Raw genomic sequence first — 19,579 nt, 5'->3', positions numbered from 1 at the left:
GCCGACTCGCCGGCCGCCACCCGGTGTCACGCGGGCGGTGTGCCGGCTTGCATCAAAGCCGGTCGAACGCGAGCGTCGGCACGTCGACGGCCATCGCGCCGCCGTCGGCGACGAGCGTCGCGCCGGTGACGAACGACGCATCCGGCGACGCGAGGAACGCGCAGATGGCCGCGATTTCGTCCGGATCGGCCGCCCGCCGCAGCGGCACGTCGGCGCTGACGCGGGCGTACGCGCCGTCGAGCGAATCGCCGTGCGCGGCCATCAGCGGCTCCATTTCCGCGTCGGCCATCGGCGTGCGGACCCAGCCCGGGCAGACGGCGTTCGCGCGCACGCCTTGCGGGCCATAGTCGCGCGCGAGCGAGCGCGCGAGCCCGAGCAGCGCATGCTTGCCGACCGTGTAGCCGCATACGCCGGGCCCGGCCGCGAGCGCCGCGATCGACGCGACCAGCACGATGCTGCCGCGCTGCGCGATCAGGTCGGGAAGGCACGCGCGTGCACTGACGAATGCGGTGTCCAGGTTCGCGTGCATCGCGTCGCGCCACCGCGCATCGTCGGTTTCGTCCGCGCGGCCGGTGCCGTGGCCGCCCGCGCATGCGACGAGCGCGTCGACGTGACCGAAGCGTTCGGCGATCCGCGGCAGGAAGCCGGCCCAGTCGGCCGTGCTCGCGGCGTCGCCCGCGAGCGCGAGACCGCCCGTTTCGGCGGCCAGCGCGTCGAGCGGCGCCCGACGGCGCCCGATCAGCACGACGCGGTCGCCGCGGCTGGCGAAGCGGCGCGCGCACGCGGCGCCGATGCCGGTGCCCGCGCCGGTGATCGCGATCGTGCGGGAGGGCGGGTGCGTCATGTCGTTCTCCGGAAAGGTGTCGTGAGCGGCCACTTTAGGCGGTGCCGGCACGCGGCGGTATCCGCCGAAAGGATGAATGAAGGCCGTCCGGACGGCCGGTTCGGTCCTGCCCATTTTGCAAAGGCTGACGATGTCCTGCGCCGAATCGCTCTATCCTCCACATTTTTGGGATAAGTCGCGAAAGCCCGGCAAAATAGCGCGGGCGTACGCGCGCATCGACGCGCGGCGCGTCGGCCGGCCGATTCCGTCGTGCGAGCGGCGCGGCGGGCCGGCAGGAACGGCGCGAGCGTGCATCCGCTGCGCGGGTATCGCGTCCGCCGCTGGATCGAGTCGTCGCGACGTATCGCCCGGTTGCGCGCTGGCGCGGCCGGACCATCGACAAGGACAGGGAGGGGCCGGCAATGAGGCTGGACGACGAAAGAGAAAGCATGAACGTCGAGGATCGCCGCGGCGCCGGCGGTTTCGGCGGCGGGCGCGGTGCGACGATCGGCATCGGCACGATCGTGGTCGCGCTGGCCGCGTCGTATTTCTTCGGGATCGACCCGCGCGTGGTGCTCGAGGGCGCGTCGGCGCTGCAGGGCCGCCAGCAGCAGGCGCAACCCGCGCCGGAGCAACGCCAGGGCGCGCCGGCCGCCGATCCGGGCGCGGTGTTCACGCGCAAGGTGCTCGCCAACATCGAGGACACGTGGACGGGCGTCTTCTCGACCCAGCTGCACGCGCAGTATCAGGCGCCGAAGCTCGTGATGTTCACGAACTCGACGCCGACCGCCTGCGGCACGGGCCAGACGGCGATGGGGCCGTTCTATTGCCCGGCCGACCGCAAGGTATATATCGACCTCGGTTTCTACGACGAACTGCGCAAGCGTTTCGGCGCGGGTGGCGATTTCGCGCAGGCCTACGTGATCGCGCACGAAGTCGGCCATCACGTGCAGAACCTGCTCGGCATTTCCGACAAGGTCGATGCGGCGCGCCGCCGGTCGAGCCAGGCGCGCTCGAACGCGCTGTCGGTGCGGATGGAGCTGCAGGCCGACTGCTTCGCCGGCGTGTGGGCGAACAATGCGCAGCGCGCCAACCAGCGGCTGATGGAGCCCGGCGATTTCGAGCAGGGGCTGAAGGCGGCCGCCGCGATCGGCGACGATCGCCTGCAGCAGCAGGGGCAAGGCTACGTCGTGCCGGAAAGCTTCACGCACGGCACCAGCGAACAGCGCGTGTACTGGCTGCGGCGCGGGATGGAATCGGGTGAGGTGAGCGCCTGCGACACGTTCTCCGCGAACGCGCGCTGAATGATGGCGCGCGCATCGTCGCGCGCGTATCGTCCCGGCCGGACCGGTCACCGTCGCCGGACCGGGACGATTTGCCGATTTGTGCTCACCGGCGCTTTTCGGCGCCGGTAGGCTGGCCCGGACTTCGCTATTCGATCCGTTCGCCCGCCGCCGATTCCACCATGCCGATCCCATCCGTTCCCGTCGATCACGCCGCCGCCGACTGGCCGCGCGCGCTGCGCGCGTGCGTGGAGGTGTTCGACGCGTTCGCGAGCCCGTCCGCGATCGTGTTCTACCGGCTCGACCAGAGCGGCGAACCGGCCGATTTCGAGCTGTTCGGGATGCCGGAATCGATGCATCGCACCTATGTCGCCCGCTACCGGATGCTCGATCCGCTGCATCCGTCGCGCTGCGCGGCCGGTGAGCGCGCGGTCGTGACGCTCGCCTCCCAATTGCCTGACGAAAGACGCGAGGCGTCCGCGTACTGGACCCGTTTCCTGCGGCGCCACGACGTGGCCGACGTCGTCGAGATCTGGCTGCGCGACGCGGGCCGCACGATCGGCGCGTTTTCGCTGTTGCGTTTCGGGACCGGGGACGCGTCCGGCCACAGCACGTCAGGGCGGTTCGCGCCCGGCGAAATCGACGCGCTCGCGCGGCTGCAGCCGATGGCCGAAGCCGCGCTGGGCCCGCTGCTGCGCGCGCGGCGCGGGATCCACCGGATCGGCTGCGAGGAGCGGCTCACCTATCGCGAGGAACAGATCGCGCGTCTCGTGCGGGACGGGCGCTCGAACAAGGAGATCGCGCGCGATCTCGCGCTCGGGCAACCGACGATCAAGACCCACCTGATGCGCATGTATCGCAAGCTCGGCGTGTCGAACCGTACCGAACTGGTCGGGGCGCTGTTTCTGTAGTCGTCCTGCAAGCGGGGCCCCGACGTCGTGCAGTACCATGCACGATCGTCGTTTCGATAACAATCAAAGGGCCGGGAAAATGGATGTCGCACTCACTGCCGCTTCGCTGGTGGTCGTCGCGTTGAGCATTGCGCTGCCGATCTTCATCGTCAGAACCGTGCGAAGCGGGACGTACGATTCGCTGTATTTTCTGATCCCGCTGGCACTCGGGGTGTACTGGCTGGACTACCAGGCATACGACTTCCTCGCGTCGATGTCGCAGGGTTTCAAGAACTAGCCTGTCGGTCGGTTCCTCCGTCACGCCCCGCCATCCGACCCGCGGGGTTCGAACCCGCCGCCTTCCCTCACGCGCTGCCAATTTGCGCTCACCGGGCGCGATCCCTCGTCGATACAGTGGTCCGACGCCCGCGTGCCTTACCGGCACGCGGTCCAGCCACGACAATCATCGAGACGCCCATGAGCAACACGAACTTCGTCGCCGTCAGCGACACCGTGCGCACTTTCGTCGCGCGCGATTTCGGCCTCTTCATCGACGGCGACATGCAGCCCGCGCAATCGGCTGCGCGGCTCGACGTGTACGACCCCGCGACGGGCGAGCGGCTCGCGACGGTCGCGGACGCCGACGCTCGCGACGTCGACCGCGCGGTCGCCAGCGCGAAGCGCGCGTTCGACACGCGCGTATGGAGCGGGCTGCGCCCGGCCGACCGCGAACGCATCCTGCTGAAACTCGCCGACCTGATCGAAGGCGACGCCGAGACGCTCGCCCAGCTGGAAACGCTGAACCAGGGCAAGTCGATCCACGTGTCGCGCGCGATCGAGGTCGGCGCGAGCGTCGAATACGTGCGCTACATGGCAGGCTGGGCGACCAAGATCACCGGCCAGACGCTCGACGTGTCGATCCCGTTCCCGCCCGGCGCGCGCTATACGGCCTACACGCGCAAGGAGCCCGTCGGCGTGGTCGCCGCGATCGTGCCGTGGAATTTCCCGCTGATGATCGCCGTGTGGAAGCTGATTCCCGCGCTCGCGGCCGGCTGCACGATCGTGCTGAAGCCGTCGCCGGAAACGCCGCTCACCGCGCTGCGCCTCGCCGAACTCGCCCGCGAGGCCGGCGTGCCGCCCGGCGTGTTCAACGTCGTCACGGGCGGCCGCGTCTGCGGCTCGGCGCTCGCGAGCCACCCGTCGATCGCGAAGATCTCGTTCACGGGCTCGACCGCGACCGGCAAGCTGGTCGGCGCGGCGGCCGTGCAGAACATGACGCGTTTCTCGCTCGAGCTCGGCGGCAAGAACCCGATCGTGATGCTCGACGACGTCGACGTCGCGCAGGCGCTCGACGGGGTCGCCGCCGGCGCGTTCTTCAACCAGGGGCAGGTGTGCGCGGCCGCGTCGCGCCTCTATGTGCACCGCAGCAAGTTCGCGCAGCTCGCCGACGGCCTCGCCGGCGTCGCGCAGTCGATGAAGCTCGGCGCGGGCCTCGACACGACCGCGCAGATCAATCCGCTCGTGTCCGCGCATCATCGCGACAAGGTCGTCCAGCACATCGAAGGCGCGCGCCGCGCGGGCCTCACGTTCCTCGCGGGCGGCACGCCGGCCGACGACCTGCCCGGCTACTACGTGAAGCCGGCCGTGATCGCCGATCCGCATCCGGACAGCGCGATCGTGCGCGACGAGGTGTTCGGCCCCGTGATCGTCGTGGTGCCGTTCGACGACGCGGCCGACGCCGTGCGTCTCGCGAACGCGTCGCCGTACGGCCTTGCCGCGAGCGTCTGGAGCAACGACCTGAAGCGTGTGATGAACCTCGTGCCGCAGATCGAGGCCGGCACCGTCTGGGTGAACTGCCATATCCCGCTCGATCCGTCGATGCCGTTCGGCGGCTACAAGCAATCGGGCATCGGCCGCGAATTCGGCCAGTACGCGATCGAAGGCTTCACCGAAACCAAATCCGTCTGCATCGCGCACTGACGCGCGGCGCGGCCCCCGAATCCGAACGACCCAGGTTCAAACGATCCGACAGTGGAGATTGCAATGAGCTACAACGAAGCGAAATTCTGGCACCCGATGGTGCACCCGAACGAGATGAAGCAGCGCAAGCCGATCCGCATCGTGCGCGGCGACGGCTGCTACGTGTTCGACGAACAGGGCCGCAAGCTCGTCGACGGCGTCGCGGGCCTGTGGAACGTGAACGTGGGCCACAACCGCCAGGAGGTGAAGGACGCGATCGTGCGCCAGCTCGACGAGCTCGAATACTTCCAGCTGTTCGACGGCATTTCGCATCCGCGCGCGGAAGAACTGTCGAAGAAGGTGATCGACATGCTCGAACCCGAAGGGATGCGCCGCGTGCTGTACAGCTCGGGCGGCTCCGATTCGATCGAGACCGCGCTGAAGATCGCGCGCCAGTACTGGAAGGTGCGCGGCCAGGCCGACCGCACGAAGTTCATTTCGCTGAAGCAGGGCTATCACGGCACGCACTTCGGCGGCGCGTCGGTCAACGGCAACACGGTGTTCCGCCGCAACTACGAACCGAACCTGCCCGGCTGCTTCCACGTCGAGACGCCGTGGCTGTACCGCAACCCGTTCACGCAGGATCCCGAGGAACTCGGCCGGATCTGCGCGGAACTGCTCGAGCGCGAGATCCAGTTCCAGAGCCCCGACACGGTCGCCGCGTTCATTGCGGAGCCGATCCAGGGCGCGGGCGGCGTGATCGTGCCGCCGGCCAACTACTGGCCGCTCGTGCGCGAGGTGTGCGACCGCTACGGCGTGCTGCTGATCGCCGACGAGGTCGTGACGGGCTTCGGCCGCAGCGGCAGCCTGTTCGGCAGCCGCGGCTGGGGCGTGCGTCCGGACATCATGTGTCTCGCGAAGGGCATCTCGTCGGGCTACGTGCCGCTCGGCGCGACGGTCGTGAATGCGCGGATCGAGGAGGCATTCGCGGCGAATGCCGATTTCGGCGGCGCGATCATGCACGGCTACACGTATGCGGGCCACCCGGTCGCATGCGCGGCCGCGATCGCGAGCCTCGACATCGTCGTGAAGGAAGACCTGCCGGCGAATGCGGCGAAGCAGGGGGCGTATCTGCTCGAGGCGCTGAAGCCGTTCGCGGAGCGTTTCGCGGCGGTCGGCGAGGTGCGCGGCAAGGGGCTGATGCTCGCGCTCGACCTCGTCGCGAACAAGGACACGCGCGAGCCGATCGACCCGCTGTCAGGCTACGCGAACGCGGTCGCGGAAGTCGCCCGCGAGAACGGCGTGCTGGTGCGCCCGGTCGGCACCAAGATCATCCTGTCGCCGCCGCTCGTGATCCAGCGCGAGCAGCTCGACCGGATCGTCGACGCCCTCGCGGCGGGCTTCGAGGCCGTGCCGTTCGCGTGACGGCGTAGCCGCATGAAGGCAAACCGGCGGCGGGACGCGCGAACGCCGCCGCGGGTTTGCCGATTTGCGCTATGACCTGGTTTTTTTGCCTGCGTATTTTTTCGACATCGGATCACGCCGTGATCGACAGGGGTCCGGGAACGAAGCGCTGAAGCGCCGCCCCGGGCCGATCGCAAGGCAAATTTGGCACCAGCCGCCGACGAAGCGCGGGTTCGGGCCAGCACTGGAAGGAGACGAAGATGTCGGGATGGTCAGGCGTTTCCGGCGCCGCGGGCGACACGTCCGCCGGCTCGCCGGCGCAAGCGGGCGGCGGCACCGCGCTGAAGGCCGGTGCGGTCGGTTTTCCGACCGCGCTGGCGAGCGCCGTCGGCCTCATCATGGCGAGCCCGGTGATCCTCACCGCGACGTCGGGCTTCGGGATGGGCGGCTGGGCGTTCGCGGTCGCGATGATCATCGCGTTCGTGATGATGCAGGCGCAGGCCACCACGTTCTCCGAAGCCGCCGCGATGCTGCCGACGGCCGGCTCGGTCTACGATTATCTGTCGTGCGGGCTCGGCCGCTTCTGGGCGATCACCGGCACGATTTCCGCGTATTTCCTCGTGCACGTGTTCGCCGGCACGGCCGAGACGATCCTGAGCGGCATCATGGCGCTGGTCAACTTCGAATCGCTGAACGCGGCGTTCGAGAAGCACAACAGCTCGTGGCTCGTCGGCGTCGGCCTCGTGGTCACGTTCGCGGTCACCAACATCGTCGGCATCAAGGTGTTCAGCAAGCTGGAGATCGTGCTGACGGCCGGCATGTGGCTGTCGCTGATGATCTTCGGGATCCTCGGTCTCGCGGCCGCGCCCGCCGTGCATCTCGACGGCTGGTTCGGCCGCTCGGAAGTCGGCACGTCGGTGCCGGCCGTGCTGTCGCTCGTCGGGATGGCGATGTTCATGTTCGTCGGCTGCGAGTTCGTCACGCCGCTCGCGCCGGAAATGAAGGCGCCGGGCAGGACGATTCCGCGCGCGATGGCGCTCGGCCTCGTCGGCGTCGCGATCTGCATGTTCCTGTACGGCGCGGCGATCCGCCGCCAGGTCGCGAACGTGCCGGTGAGCCCCGACGGCCTCACGCACCTGCTCGACACGCCGGGCGCGATTCCCGCGTTCGCGCTGCAGGTGCTCGGCCCGTTCGGCCGCGTGTGGTTCGGCATCGCGTTCCTGTGCGCGGGCGCCGCGACGATCAACACGCTGATGGCCGGGCTGCCGCGCATCCTGTACGGGATGGCGATCGACGGCGCGCTGCCGCGCTGCTTCGCATACCTGCATCCGCGCTTCAAGACGCCCGTGGTCGGCATCGTGGCGGCGGCGATCGTGCCGATCTTCCACGCGTGGCTGATCAACGGCAATCTCGACAGCATCCTGCACCTCGTGCTCGCCGCGACCTGCGCGTGGGGCACCGCGTACCTGCTGGTCACGGCATCGGTCGTGATGCTGCGCATCCGCCGCCCGGACCTGCCGCGCCCGTACCGGTCGCCGCTGTTCCCGCTGCCGCAGATCGTGTCGAGCGTCGGCATCGTGCTCGCGATCTGGTACATCACGCCGCCGGGCATGAACGCGCGCGACATCTACGTGCCGTTCGGCGCGATGCTCGGGCTCACCGCGCTGTACGCGCTGTTCTGGACGCTCGTCGTGCAGCGCCGGCATCCGTTCAGGCCGGTGCCGGTCGAGGAAGTGCTGCGCAACGAGCACGTTGCGTCGTGAAGGCCGCGCTCGCCCGCTGGCGCGCGGCGCCCGACGCGCCGCCGCCCGGTCATCGGCCCGGCGCGATCGCCGCGCGGGTGCTGGCCGACCTGCAGGCCGCGCGCGAGGCCGACGATATGGGCGGCGCCACGGCGCGCCTGCCGAACGGCGTGCGCGTGAGTGTCGACGAGCGCGTCGAGCGGCAGTTCCTGATGCATACGGTCAGCGTGAAGGTGGCCGCGACCGTGCGCGGGCCGGCCGCGCAGGGTAGCGCCCGCGTGCGGCAGACCGGCTGGCTGCGCCGGACGGGGATCGACGGGGTACGCGACTCGGGATGCGACCCCGTATTCGCTGACACGCTGACCGCGCTGGTCGCCGAGCCGTCGCTGGTCGACGCGCTGCGGCCGCTGCACCTGACCGAGTGCACGATCGGCGCGCGCGACGGCCGCTGGACGCTCGCGATCGTGCCGTTCGGCGGCAGCGAGGTCGTGAACCGGATGCCGTCGTTTCGCCGCTACGTCCGGCTGACCGGCGAGCAGGCCGCCGCGCTGTCGGCGGCCTTGCTTGCGTTCGAAACCGCACTACGCAGGATTTTGCGAGGGTAAGCTGTGGCGCTGCGTGCCGTGCGAATCCGGCGGCCGCATCCAGGACCCAAGGGTTTTACCGGAGATGCCGATGCTGTTCCAGTCACGCTCACACGAAGACGTGCACGATCACGGGCTCGCGATCGCGGGCTGGCATCAGGTCTACCGCCAGATGACGCCCGGCCCCTTCAAGGGCACCGTCACGCAGGTGCTGTACGACGATTTCCACTTCTTTCGCGAAACCACCAACCGGCGCGTCGCGCAAACCGGGCTTGCGCCGGCCGGGCGCACGTCGCTCGCGGTGCCGTTGTCCGTCCCGCTCGCGGGTACCTTCCAGGGCCAGCCGGTCGACGGTTATGCGCTGCTCGCGCTGCGCGCCGGCGAGGATTTCGAATTCCACACGCCGGAAGGAATGGGGCTCGTCGGGATCAGCGCGGCGTCCGACATGGTCGACGAGCTGTGCGAGGCCGAATTCGGCGCGGCCGGCGCGCGCAAGCTGCGGCACGTGACGCGGCTGTCCGACGAACAGGGCGTTGCGCTCGGCGTGCGGCTGTCGGCGCTGATCGACGACGCGCAGCGCAACCCGGGCCACCTCGAGCACGCGGCCACGCGCAAGATGTTTCGCGACGCGATGCTCGGCATGTTCCTCGATGCCCTCGAACAGGGTATCGGCGTCGAGCGCCGCGACATCACGCATGCCACCTACAGCGATATCGTGAGCCGTTGCGAGAAGCATCTGCGCGACCGGCCCGAGGAGCCCGTCACCGTGCTCGAACTGTGCCGCGCGCTGCGCTGCAGCCGCCGGACGTTGCAGACGAGTTTTCAACGCGTGGCCGACGTCACGCCGGTCGGCTACCTGCGCACGATCCGGCTGAACGCGGTGCGCCGCATGCTGCGCACGACGTCGGCGCAGCAGCTCGGCGTCGGCGAGGCCGCCGCGAGCTGGGGATTCACGCATCTCGGCTATTTCGCGCGAGAGTATCGCGACCTGTTCGGCGAACTGCCTTCCCAGACGACGCGCCCCGAATGATGCGCGCTGCCCGCGACGGCGCCGCCGGGCAGCGTCGCGGGCAGTGCAATCCACCGTTTGCCGATTTGCGATAGAGGTCCTGAATTTTCGCTGGATAGAGTCCCGTCACCCATATCGACAACGCCATCGATTTGCACTGCGAATCGATGAACACAGAGGGCGGACATGAAAATCGGACGACGACTGGCCGCAGCCGCGGCGACGCTGGGTTGCATGCACGCACACGCGCAGACCTCGGGAAGCGTGACGCTGTACGGCACCGTGGATACCGGCATCATCTACTCGACGAACCAGCAGTTCACGCGTGCGGACGGCAACACGGGCGGCGGCCATGCGTGGCAGATGGGCGGCGGCAACCTCGTGCCGTCCCGCTTCGGTTTCCAGGGCGCCGAGCCGCTGGGCGGGGGGCTCGACGCGGTGTTCACGCTCGAGCAGCAGTTCCTGTCCGCGAACGGGCAGGCGCTGCAGGGCGGCACGGCGTTCAGCCGGCAGGCGTGGGTCGGGCTGCGCCAGGACGGCATCGGCACGCTCGGTCTCGGCCGCCAGTACGACTCGTACACCGACATGCTCGGCGCGTACGTGTCGAGCAACAACTGGGCGACGCCGTACGGCTCGCATCTCGGCGACGTCGACAACCTGAATGCCGCATTCAACTTCAACAACGCGGTGAAGTTCACCAGCGCCGATTTCCACGGGCTCACGTTCGGCGGCACGTTCAGCTTCGGCGGGCAGGCCGGCGACTTTTCCGCGAAGCGCGGTTATGCGGTGGCCGCGACGTACACGCGTGCGCCGGTGGCGTTCTCGGTCGGCTATCTCGACCTGCACCAGCCGCTCGACGCGGCGCTCGGCGGCGCGAGCGGCTACATCGGCGATTTCGCGTGCAGCAACGCGGGCGCGATGTACTGCCTGCTGCAGGATGCGGGCTCGATGCGCGCGTTCGGCGCGGGCGGCTCGGTCGCGCTCGGCGCGGCGACGGTCGCGTTGACGTACACGCATACGCGCCTCGGCGACAGCCGCTATTTCTCGACCGCCGCGCAGCCGCGCACGCAGGCGTTCACGTTCGACATCGGCGAGCTGAACGTCACGTACATGTTCACGCCGGCGCTGCAGGGCGGCGTCGCGTACATCTTCAACGCGGCCCATACCGACGGGCGCGGCACGACGCGCTTTCATCAGGTGAATGTCGGCACGAACTACAGCCTGTCGAAGCGCACCGCGCTGTACGCGGTCGCGATCGGCCAGATCGCCAGCGGCACGGGGCTCGGCACCGATGCGAACGGCAACGCGGTGAACTACGCGCAGATCCCGGTGCTCGCGAACAGCAACGCGAGCCGGCAACTGGCCGTGATGGCCGGGATCCGCGTGAACTTCTGACCGGGGCGCAGGGGCGGAGCGGCAGGCGGGGCGGGGCAGCCGGGTGCGGCGGCGGCCGTTCCCGCCGTGTGCCACAAATTCTTAACGATCGGCGTGAACAATGGCGTTCGCATCCGGCGGCCAGCCGCGTCACCCGCGTTGCACACGTGTGCAACGCCTGGCCGCTCCGCCACCACGCCGAACGAGAGAGACCTCATGACCTTGCTGAGCCGCCTGCGCGCGCTGTCCGCCGCCCTTGCGCTGTCCTTCGCCGCCACGCACGCCGCTGCGGCCGATCTCGTCATCGCGGGCCGCGACGACATTTATGGCAAGGGGCTGGCCGACGCCGTCGCCGGCTTCAACAAGCTGCACCCGGGCACCGAGATCGAGCTGCTCAAGCTGCCGAACGCGAACCTGTACCAGAAGCTCAAGCTGTCGATGCGCGAAGGCACCGGCACGTACGACCTCGTGATGATGGACGACACGTGGGCGCCCGAATTCGTCGGCAACGGCTGGCTGAAGCCGCTGCCGGCGTCGCTCGCGGACGCCGATCTCGTGCCGTCCGCCGTCGCGCTCGGCCGCAACGCGGCCGGTGCGCTGTACGCGCTGCCGATCGTCGGCAACGTCGAGATGTTCGCGTACCGCAAGGACCTGCTCGCGAAATACAAGCTGCAGCCGCCGCGCAACTGGGACGACGTGCTGAAGATCGCGCAGACCGTCGGCGGCGCGGACAAGAGCGTGTCGGGCGTCGTGTTTCGCGGGACCAAGGGCAATCCCGTCGTGACGGGCTTCCTGCCGATCCTGTGGGCGTACGGCGGCGACGTGTTCGACCAAGCCGGCAACGTGACGATCGATTCGCGCGAAGCGCAGGCCGCGCTGAAGACGTTCCTCGCGCTGAAGGCGTCCGCACCGAAGGACGTCGACGTGTACGGCGCCGCGGAAGTGCGCGACGCGCTGCAGCGCGGGACGGCCGCGCAGTCGATCGAGGTGTGGCCGGCGTGGGTGCCGGCGCTCGACGATCCGAAGCAGTCGCGCGTGGTCGGGCAGATCGCGCTGCAGCCGCCGCCCGGGCAGACCGCCGGCCCGGCGCCGATGCTCGGCATCTGGCAGATGGGCATTCCGAAGGACGCACCGCACGCGAAGCTCGCGCAGGACTTCCTCGCTTACCTGACCGCGCGCGATACGCAGACGCGCCTCGCCGGCATCGGCATTCCGCCGACCCGCCGCAGCGTGTTCAACGATCCGGCGCTGGTGCGCCAGTACCGCTGGTATCCCGATCAGCTGAAGGCGCTCGAAGCCGGCCGCGCACGGCCGCGCGTGAAGGACTGGCAGCAGGTCGAGAGCATTCTCGGCGACCAGCTGCAGCTCGCGCTGACCGGGCAGGCCGCCCCCGACGCCGCGCTGCGCCAGGCGCAGCAGAAGATCGCGCAGGCGACGGCCGCGGCCGGCAAGTGACCGCCCGCGTCAACCCGGTGGCCGGAGGTCGCGCATGAAGTCCTTCGGCCGCAGCCTGCCGTTCGTCGCCCTGCTCGGGCCCGCGCTGCTGGTGCTCGCCGCGCTCGCGCTGTATCCGGTCGCGCAGGTGCTGATCGATTCGTTCTGTCAGGTCGACTACTCGGCCGGGCGCCGCGCGTTCACGGGGCTCGCGAACTACCGCGCGGTGCTCGGCGACGACGCGTTCGCGGCCGGCTTCGGCAACACGCTGCGCTTCACGATCGTCGCGTCGCTCGCCGAAGTCGCGCTGGGCTTCGGTCTCGCGCTGCTGTTCGTGCGGGCATTTCCGGGCCGGCGCATCGCGCTGCCGCTCGCGATCCTGCCGATGATGCTGTCGACGCTCGTGTGCTCGGCGATCTGGCGCAACTGGCTGAACTTCGACGGCTTCCTGAACACGCTGCTCGCGGCGTTCGGCATCGAAGGCGTGCGCTGGCTGTCCGATCCGCATCTCGCGCTCTGGTCGCTCGCGCTCGTCGACGTCTGGCAGTGGACGCCGATGGCGTTCCTGATCGTGCTGGCCGGGCTGCAGTCGATTCCGCAGGAGCTGTACGAGGCCGCGCGCACCGACGGCGCGAGCGAGTGGCAGTGCCTGCGCGACATCACGCTGCCGCTCGCGGCGCCGCAGATCGGCCTCGCGCTGCTGCTGCGCTCGATCGATACGTTCAAGCTGTTCGACAAGGTCTATGCGCTGACGGGCGGCGGCCCCGGCAATGCGACGCAGACGTTGTCGACCTATATCTACGACACGGGCTTCCGCTTCTTCAACGTCGGCCCGGCCAGCGCCGCGTCGGTGCTGATGCTCGCGGCATCCGCGGTGCTGGTTTCGGGGTACGTATGGCAGACGGTTCGCAAGCGGCGCGCATGACGGTGCATCCCGCACGCGTCAGGGGCCCACGCACGGGCGCCGCATTCGGTCGCGCGGTGCCGTGGGGTTTGCGCGTCGTCGCGCTCGCGCTGTTGCTGCTGCCCTGCCTGTGGATGGCCGGCGCGGCCTTCATGCCGACGCTCGAACGCCTCGATCATCCGCTGCGGATCTGGCCGGCCGCGCCGACCCTCGAGCATTTCGCGTCGGTGTGGTCCAACGGCATCGGTGCGCCGCTGCTCAATTCGCTGCTGGTCGGCTTCGGCACGACGCTGCTCGCGCTGGCGCTCGCGTTTCCGGCCGCGTATGCGCTCGTGCGGCTCCGGTTTCCGGCGCGGCTCGACCTGCTGTTCCTGGTGCTCGTGCTGGCGTTGAAGCTGATGCCGCCGATCACGATCGCGGTGCCGTTGTTCGCACTGGCGAAGCGGCTGCACCTGCTCGATTCGACGTTCGGCCTCATGCTCGCGTACCAGATCTATGCGTTGCCGATGGCGATCTGGATGCTGCTCGCGTTCGTTCGCGAAGTGCCGATCGAGTACGAAGAGGCGGCCTGCATCGACGGTGCGGGGCTCGCGCGGCGGCTCGTGCAGATCGTGCTGCCGTTGTGCGCGCCGGGGCTGATCGCGACCGCGATCTTCGTGTTCATCGCCGCATGGAACGAGTTTCTGATCGCATTGCTGTTCGTGTCGACGCCGAGTCGCTTCACGCTGCCGCTCGCGATTGCCGGCTACGTGACGGAGAACGGCATCGACTGGGGCGACCTGATGAGCGCGGGGCTGATGGCGTCGCTGCCCACGCTGGCCGTGGCCGGCTATGTGCAGCGCTATCTGCTGCGCGGGTTTGCGGGCGGGCTGAAGTGACGCGCGGCCGCGCCGCGCCCGATGTCACGCCGTCACGCGCAGCTGTCCCGCACCACCTGCGCGACCGGCACGACGCGCGTGCGCGACGGGCCGTCGAACGTCTGCATGCGGTCGGCGAGCAGGTCGATCGCCGCGTGCGCGAGGCCGCGCGTGTCCTGCCGGAGCGTCGTCAGCCGATACGCGTCGTATTCGGCGGCGGGGATGTCGTCGAAGCCGATCACGCACAGGTCGTCCGGCACGCGCAAGCCGAATTCGCTGCGCGCGACGTCGATCACGCCGAGCGCGAGCAGGTCGGACGAGCAGAACACGCCGTCGGGCCGTTCGCTCGCGGCGAACAGTTGCCGCGCCGCGTCGATCCCGCTGGCATGGGTATCGGACGGCGTGTCGAGCACGCGGGCGAGCGTCGCGCCGAACGCGTCGCGTTGCGCGAGCGCCTGCTCGAATGCCGCGGCGCGCGACCGCGCGCTGTAGCTGGCCCCGCGCGGCCCGACGAACGCGAGCCGGCGCGCGCCGGCCCGCACGAGCCGCTGCGCCGCCTGGACGGCGCCCGCCGCGTTGTCGCTGACGACGACATCGGCCCCCGGCAGGTTCGCCTCGCGATTGATCATCACGACCGGAATCCGGTGTTCGAGGTACTGTTGCGCGACCGACAGCGGCGGCGACGCGGACGTCATCACGAGCCCCGCGATCCGGTAGCTGAGCAGCTGTTCGAGCGATTGCCTGACCTGGCGCGGATCTTCCGCATTGGTCACGAGCGGCGTCAGCGCACGCTGCCCGAGCGTGGCCATCAGGTCCGACAGCAGCCGCGCGCGAAACGGGTTCTCGAACCCGGCCGTGACGACGCCGATCATGCTGCTGCGCTGCGTGATCATGTCGCGCGCGATCAGGTTGACCTGGTAGCCGAGCGCACGCGCGGCGGCCATCACGCGTTCGCGTGTTTGCGGTGCGATGCTCGCCGTCGGCGAAAATGCGCGCGATACCGCGGAGCGCGAGACGCCTGCCCGCGCCGCGACATCCGACGCCGTCACCCACGGTTTTCTTTCCTTGTCATTCATCGATTCATGATCCCTTCGCGCCACGAAACGTGCATGCCGCTCGCCGACTGGATGTCGGCGCTCGACGATGCGCGGCTGCTGCATACGCTGACCCTACCGGGCAGCCATGACACCTGTGCGTATACGGTCGACGATGCGCTCGTGCGCACGCAGCGCGCGCCGCTCGACGCGCAGCTCGCGCACGGCGTGCGGCTGCTCGACATCCGCTGCCGGCACGTGCGCGACGCGTTCGACATTCATCACGGCGGTATCGCGCTGGGGATGACGTTCGACGACGTGCTGGCAAGCTGTGCGCGCTTTCTCGACGCGCATCCGCGCGAATGCATCGTGATGTCGGTGAAGGACGAGTGGCCGGCCCAGGCGTGCACGCGCGGGTTCGACGCGACGTTCGACGCGCATCGCGCGCGGCACCCGCGGCTGCGCTGGCATGCCGGCGGCACGCTGCCCGCGCTCGGCGACGTGCGCGGCGCGATCGTGCTGCTGCGGCGCTTTCGCAGCGGCCGGCCGCTCGGCATCGACCTGACTGCGTGGCCCGACAACGCGACGTTCACGATCGATCATCCGGACGGCGCGTTCGTGATCCAGGACGAATATCGCGTGCCGGTGGCCGCATCGATCGCGTGGAAGTGGCGCGCGATCGACGCGCTGCTGACGCACCTGCCGGTGCCGGACAGCGGCCGCTGGGCGATCAGTTTCTGCAGCGGGACGGGAATGGGCGCGAATCCTTCCGTGGTGGCGCACGGCGACGGCAGGGTGCCCGGCATTCATGCGAGGCTGGCCGAGCGGTTGCACGCGCAGCGCGGCCCGCATGGCGCGATGCTGCTCGATTTCTGCGATGACGACGACTGGGCGCTGGTGCGCGCGCTGATCGAATGCAATGACCACGTGCCGGAGCAGGGCGTCTGGCGCAAGGCGTTTCGTTGTTAGTCAGCGCAGGTTCGCGTTGAAGAACGCGAGCGCCTTCGCGTCGAGTGTCCGGTGGAAGGCCGCGCGATCGAAGCCCTTTGCGTCGGTGCAGATGTCGGGCGCGTCGCGCGCCAGCTGTTCGGGGCACGGCGCCAGGAATGCGAAATGCGCGGCATTCGATACGACGTGGAATTCCGGCCGCTGCGGCAGCAGGGCCGCCAGCGCGGGCGCCATTTCCGGCACCACGCCGTCGCCGCCGGCCTCGGAGGCCCAGAGCTGGATCGGCGCATGCACGTCCTTCAGCGTGTCGGCGCTCGGGAATGCGTCGAACGGATCGGCGAGCACGTAGGCCTTGATGCGCGGATCGTGCGTCAGCGGCGCTTTCGGCACGTCACCGTCGCGGATTTGCCGGCAGATCGGCCATGCCGGGTCCGGGCAGGCGAGCGCCGCATGCACGAAATCCGGGTTGGCGCCGGCCAGCACGAGGCCCGTGAAGCCGCCGCGCGAAAATCCGAAGAAGCCGATGCGGGTCGGGTCGGTTCGTGCGGCATCCGGCGCCTTGTCCAGCATGTAGTCGACCAGACGCGTGATGTCGGCCGGACGCTCGACGAAGTCGCGCAGATCGGCCGCGCGGCTCATGTCGGAGAACGTGTCGCCCGGATGGTTGATCGCCGCGACGACGTAGCCCGCGTCGGCAAGCGTTTCCGCGAGGTCGTGATGGCCGAGGAACGTGCCGCCGTGGCCGTGCGAGATCACGACGAGCGGCAGCTTGTCGCCGGCGGTCGGGCAGTCGCGCTGCCCTTGCAGCACGAAGGGGCCGATCGTGAGCGGCCGGCCGGGGGCGGCGCAGGGTGTCCAGATGGCCGCCCGCACCGCGGGGCCGCGGGTGTCGGCCGGAATCGTGACGAACTTGACGCCGGCCGCATGCGCGATCGTGGCGGACAGGCAGAGCAGGACGGCCGATAGCCAGGTTTTCATGTGCAATCCCGGGCAAGGGCGGGCGCCGCGATACGCGCCGGACGGAAGCGCTTACCGCGTCGCGATCGCCACTGCCGCGGAGGCCATCGCGGTCGCGCTCGTGCGGTTCGCGATCCGTTTCGCACGCGTCGATGTCAGGAACGTGCGTGCACGCGATGCGAGCAGCGACCAGAAGCAGTCGGCAAGAATCAGCACGGCGAGCATCGTGCCGACGAGTTCGGCCCACGCAGCGACACTGACATGCGCGAGATCGACGATGGTCGGCAGGAGTGCGAGATAGAACACCATGATCTTCGGATTGCCGAGCGTCACGAGCATGCCGGCGACGAACATGCGCCACGGCGACTGGCCGCGCGGCAGGTCGTCCGCGCCCGTGTCGGTGGGCGCGATCCACATTTTCCACGCGAGGAACAGCAGGTACGCGACGCCAAGCAGCTTCAGCACGAACAGGCCCGTCGCGAACGTGCGTGCGAACGCCGACAGCCCCGCGACCGCGAGCGTGAGCCACAGCGCTTCGCCGAGCCACATTGCCATGAGGAACGGCAGAACGTCGCGGATGCCGTTCGTCAGCACGCGCGCGACGAGCGCGGCGACGCTCGGTCCGGGCGTGCCCGCGGTGACGAGCAGGGCGAAGGCGAAGACGGTGAGCGTGGACAGCGTCATGGCGGGCCTCGGAGTGGGACGTTCGAAACGTATGAAGTATCGATTATAGTGACGGCCGTTCCAGCCTGCCTGAATTGCCGTCATGACAGCATCGATCCTGATTCGTCCCGCCACGCGCGAGGACGCGGCCGCGATGGCCGCCGTGGAAGTCGCCGCCGCGCAGCGGTTTCGCGAAATCGGCATGGCCGACATCGCCGACGGCGAGCCGACCGACGCGGCCGCCGTGCTCGCGCGCATCGACGCCGGCCGAGCGTATGTCGCGGTCGATCAGCAGGGGACGTGCGTCGGGTTCGCGTTCTACCGGCTGCTCGACGCGCGGCGCCTGTATCTGGAGGAACTGGATGTCGCGCCGTCGCATGCCGGACAGCGGATCGGCGCGCGCCTGATCGAACAGGTGAGGGCGCGCGCGGTGCAGGAGCACGTCGAGCAGGTGCTGCTGTCGACGTTTCGCGATGCGCCGTGGAATGCGCCGTACTACGCGCGCCTCGGTTTCGACATCGTCGACGACGCATCGCTCGACGATACGCTGCGCGCGATTCGCGCGCACCACGTTGCGCTCGGCCTCGACGAAACGCGGCGCGTGTTCATGCGCGCGGACGTGCGCGCCTGAACACGTGCTGCCTGGCCGTCAGGCCGCGTCGCTCAGCGCCGGGTAGTCGGTGTAACCCGTTTCGCCTTCCGCGTAGAACGTCTCCGGTACCGGCTGGTTGAGCGGTGCGCCGAGTTCGAGGCGGCGCGGCAGGTCCGGGTTCGCGATGAACAGCTTGCCCCAGGCGATCGCGTCGGCGCTGCCGCTGGCGAGCGCGGCTTGCGCGGTGTCGAGCGTGAACTGCTCGTTCGCGATCAGCGGGCCGCCGAACGCTTCCTTCAGGCGCGGGCTCAGGTGGTCGCCCGAATACGATTCGCGCGTGAAGATGAACGCGATCTTGCGGCGGCCGAGCTCGCGAGCGACGTAACCGAACGTGGCCGCCGGATCGGAATCGCCCATCGTGTGCGCGTCGCCGCGCGGTGCGAGGTGCACGCCGACGCGGCCGGCGCCCCACACGTCGATCGCGGCGTCGACCACTTCGAGCAGCAGGCGCGCGCGGTTCTCGATCGGGCCGCCGTACGCGTCGGTGCGGTGGTTGGTGCTGTCCTGCAGGAACTGGTCGAGCAGGTAGCCGTTCGCGCCGTGGATCTCGACGCCGTCGAAGCCGGCGGCCTTCGCGTTCTCGGCACCCTTGCGGTAGGCGGCGACGATACCCGGGATTTCGTCGAGCTCGAGTGCGCGCGGCGTCACGTACGGACGCTGCGGACGCACGAGGCTCACGTGGCCGCCCGCGGCGATCGCGCTCGGCGCGACCGGCAGGTCGCCGTTCAGGAACACCGGATCGGAGATCCGGCCGACGTGCCAGAGCTGCAGCACGATGCGCCCGCCGGCCGCATGCACGGCCTGCGTCACCTGCTTCCACCCTTCGACCTGCTCGTCGGACCAGATGCCCGGCGTGTCCGCATAGCCGACGCCCTGCGGCGTGACCGACGTTGCTTCGGTAATGATCAGGCCGGCCGACGCGCGCTCGCTGTAGTAGCGCGCCATCAGCGCATTCGGCACGCGCGTCGTGCCCGCACGGGCGCGGGTGAGCGGCGCCATCACGATGCGGTTCGGCAGGCTCAGGTCGCCGAGGGTAACGGGGTCGAACAGTGTAGGCATGGC

At 69.4% G+C, this 19,579-nt stretch carries 19 protein-coding genes; 14 read left to right on the top strand and 5 right to left on the bottom strand.

What is annotated here, in order from left to right; all coding sequences use genetic code 11:
• Positions 1-52 precede the first annotated feature (52 nt).
• On the bottom strand, positions 53-844 hold the full coding sequence (locus tag WJ12_RS29980) for an SDR family NAD(P)-dependent oxidoreductase (RefSeq protein WP_059556760.1): 792 nt from the start codon (positions 842-844) through the stop codon (positions 53-55).
• 401 nt (positions 845-1,245) lie between these two features.
• Here WJ12_RS29980 and ypfJ point away from each other — a divergent pair, with 401 nt between their 5' ends.
• The 12 genes from ypfJ to WJ12_RS29920 all read left to right on the top strand — a co-directional run bounded on the left by ypfJ (position 1,246) and on the right by WJ12_RS29920 (position 14,284).
• Positions 1,246-2,127 (top strand): KPN_02809 family neutral zinc metallopeptidase, encoded by an 882-nt coding sequence (ypfJ, locus tag WJ12_RS29975; protein ID WP_034189460.1) that lies wholly within the window; start codon positions 1,246-1,248, stop codon positions 2,125-2,127.
• A gap of 161 nt (positions 2,128-2,288) precedes the next feature.
• On the top strand, positions 2,289-3,017 hold the full coding sequence (locus WJ12_RS29970) for a helix-turn-helix transcriptional regulator (RefSeq protein ID WP_059556759.1): 729 nt from the start codon (positions 2,289-2,291) through the stop codon (positions 3,015-3,017).
• 79 nt (positions 3,018-3,096) lie between these two features.
• A complete protein-coding gene (locus tag WJ12_RS29965; RefSeq protein ID WP_034189462.1) occupies positions 3,097-3,294 on the top strand; it encodes a hypothetical protein in 198 nt (65 codons plus the stop codon).
• 179 nt (positions 3,295-3,473) lie between these two features.
• Positions 3,474-4,976: an aldehyde dehydrogenase family protein gene (locus WJ12_RS29960; RefSeq protein WP_034189463.1), complete on the top strand. Its 1,503-nt coding sequence runs from the start codon at positions 3,474-3,476 to the stop codon at positions 4,974-4,976.
• Between the two features lie 63 nt (positions 4,977-5,039).
• Positions 5,040-6,380 carry an aspartate aminotransferase family protein gene (locus WJ12_RS29955; RefSeq protein WP_034189464.1) on the top strand — a complete coding sequence of 447 codons (1,341 nt, stop codon included), beginning with the start codon at positions 5,040-5,042 and terminating at the stop codon, positions 6,378-6,380.
• A gap of 239 nt (positions 6,381-6,619) precedes the next feature.
• Positions 6,620-8,122 (top strand): APC family permease, encoded by a 1,503-nt coding sequence (locus WJ12_RS29950; protein WP_059556758.1) that lies wholly within the window; start codon positions 6,620-6,622, stop codon positions 8,120-8,122.
• Complete coding sequence (locus tag WJ12_RS29945) at positions 8,119-8,706, top strand: DUF3156 family protein (RefSeq protein ID WP_059556757.1); 588 nt, start codon at positions 8,119-8,121, stop codon at positions 8,704-8,706. Before WJ12_RS29950 ends, WJ12_RS29945 begins: the two co-directional genes overlap by 4 nt.
• Before the next feature lie 70 nt (positions 8,707-8,776).
• Positions 8,777-9,715: a helix-turn-helix domain-containing protein gene (locus tag WJ12_RS29940; RefSeq protein WP_034189533.1), complete on the top strand. Its 939-nt coding sequence runs from the start codon at positions 8,777-8,779 to the stop codon at positions 9,713-9,715.
• A gap of 165 nt (positions 9,716-9,880) precedes the next feature.
• Entirely contained in the window at positions 9,881-11,089 is a 1,209-nt protein-coding gene (locus tag WJ12_RS29935) for a porin (RefSeq protein ID WP_059556756.1), read from the top strand.
• Positions 11,090-11,284: 195 nt separating this feature from the next.
• The gene (locus tag WJ12_RS29930; protein WP_059556755.1) at positions 11,285-12,523 is read left to right on the top strand and encodes an ABC transporter substrate-binding protein; all 1,239 of its coding nucleotides are present in this window, start codon (positions 11,285-11,287) and stop codon (positions 12,521-12,523) included.
• 34 nt (positions 12,524-12,557) lie between these two features.
• On the top strand, positions 12,558-13,427 hold the full coding sequence (locus WJ12_RS29925; protein ID WP_034189469.1) for a carbohydrate ABC transporter permease: 870 nt from the start codon (positions 12,558-12,560) through the stop codon (positions 13,425-13,427).
• Positions 13,397-14,284, top strand: coding sequence for a carbohydrate ABC transporter permease (locus tag WJ12_RS29920; protein ID WP_167361903.1), 888 nt, complete (start codon positions 13,397-13,399; stop codon positions 14,282-14,284). The genes WJ12_RS29925 and WJ12_RS29920 overlap by 31 nt, the downstream gene beginning before the upstream one ends.
• 32 nt (positions 14,285-14,316) lie before the next feature.
• Here WJ12_RS29920 and WJ12_RS29915 read toward each other — a convergent pair whose 3' ends face one another.
• Positions 14,317-15,339, bottom strand: coding sequence for a LacI family DNA-binding transcriptional regulator (locus WJ12_RS29915; protein WP_059556754.1), 1,023 nt, complete (start codon positions 15,337-15,339; stop codon positions 14,317-14,319).
• Between the two features lie 6 nt (positions 15,340-15,345).
• On the opposite strand from WJ12_RS29915, the gene WJ12_RS29910 reads away from it, so the two are divergent.
• The gene (locus tag WJ12_RS29910; RefSeq protein WP_156444737.1) at positions 15,346-16,266 is read left to right on the top strand and encodes a phosphatidylinositol-specific phospholipase C; all 921 of its coding nucleotides are present in this window, start codon (positions 15,346-15,348) and stop codon (positions 16,264-16,266) included.
• Here the strand turns inward: WJ12_RS29910 and WJ12_RS29905 are convergent, their stop codons facing one another.
• Together WJ12_RS29905 and WJ12_RS29900 are read right to left on the bottom strand one after the other, a co-directional pair.
• The gene (locus tag WJ12_RS29905; RefSeq protein ID WP_059556753.1) at positions 16,267-17,223 is read right to left on the bottom strand and encodes an alpha/beta hydrolase family protein; all 957 of its coding nucleotides are present in this window, start codon (positions 17,221-17,223) and stop codon (positions 16,267-16,269) included.
• A gap of 51 nt (positions 17,224-17,274) precedes the next feature.
• Positions 17,275-17,886 (bottom strand): LysE family translocator, encoded by a 612-nt coding sequence (locus WJ12_RS29900; protein WP_034189472.1) that lies wholly within the window; start codon positions 17,884-17,886, stop codon positions 17,275-17,277.
• An 82-nt stretch (positions 17,887-17,968) separates the two neighbouring features.
• On the opposite strand from WJ12_RS29900, the gene WJ12_RS29895 reads away from it, so the two are divergent.
• Complete coding sequence (locus WJ12_RS29895) at positions 17,969-18,496, top strand: GNAT family N-acetyltransferase (protein WP_059556752.1); 528 nt, start codon at positions 17,969-17,971, stop codon at positions 18,494-18,496.
• Between the two features lie 18 nt (positions 18,497-18,514).
• Here WJ12_RS29895 and WJ12_RS29890 read toward each other — a convergent pair whose 3' ends face one another.
• Positions 18,515-19,576 (bottom strand): alkene reductase, encoded by a 1,062-nt coding sequence (locus tag WJ12_RS29890; protein ID WP_034189474.1) that lies wholly within the window; start codon positions 19,574-19,576, stop codon positions 18,515-18,517.
• Positions 19,577-19,579 lie beyond the last annotated feature (3 nt).

Origin of the sequence: Burkholderia seminalis (genome assembly GCF_001718535.1) — a bacterium.
GTDB lineage: Bacteria > Pseudomonadota > Gammaproteobacteria > Burkholderiales > Burkholderiaceae > Burkholderia > Burkholderia seminalis.
Note: the sequence above shows the minus strand (reverse complement) of the source record. Positions and strands in the feature narration are given on the sequence as shown.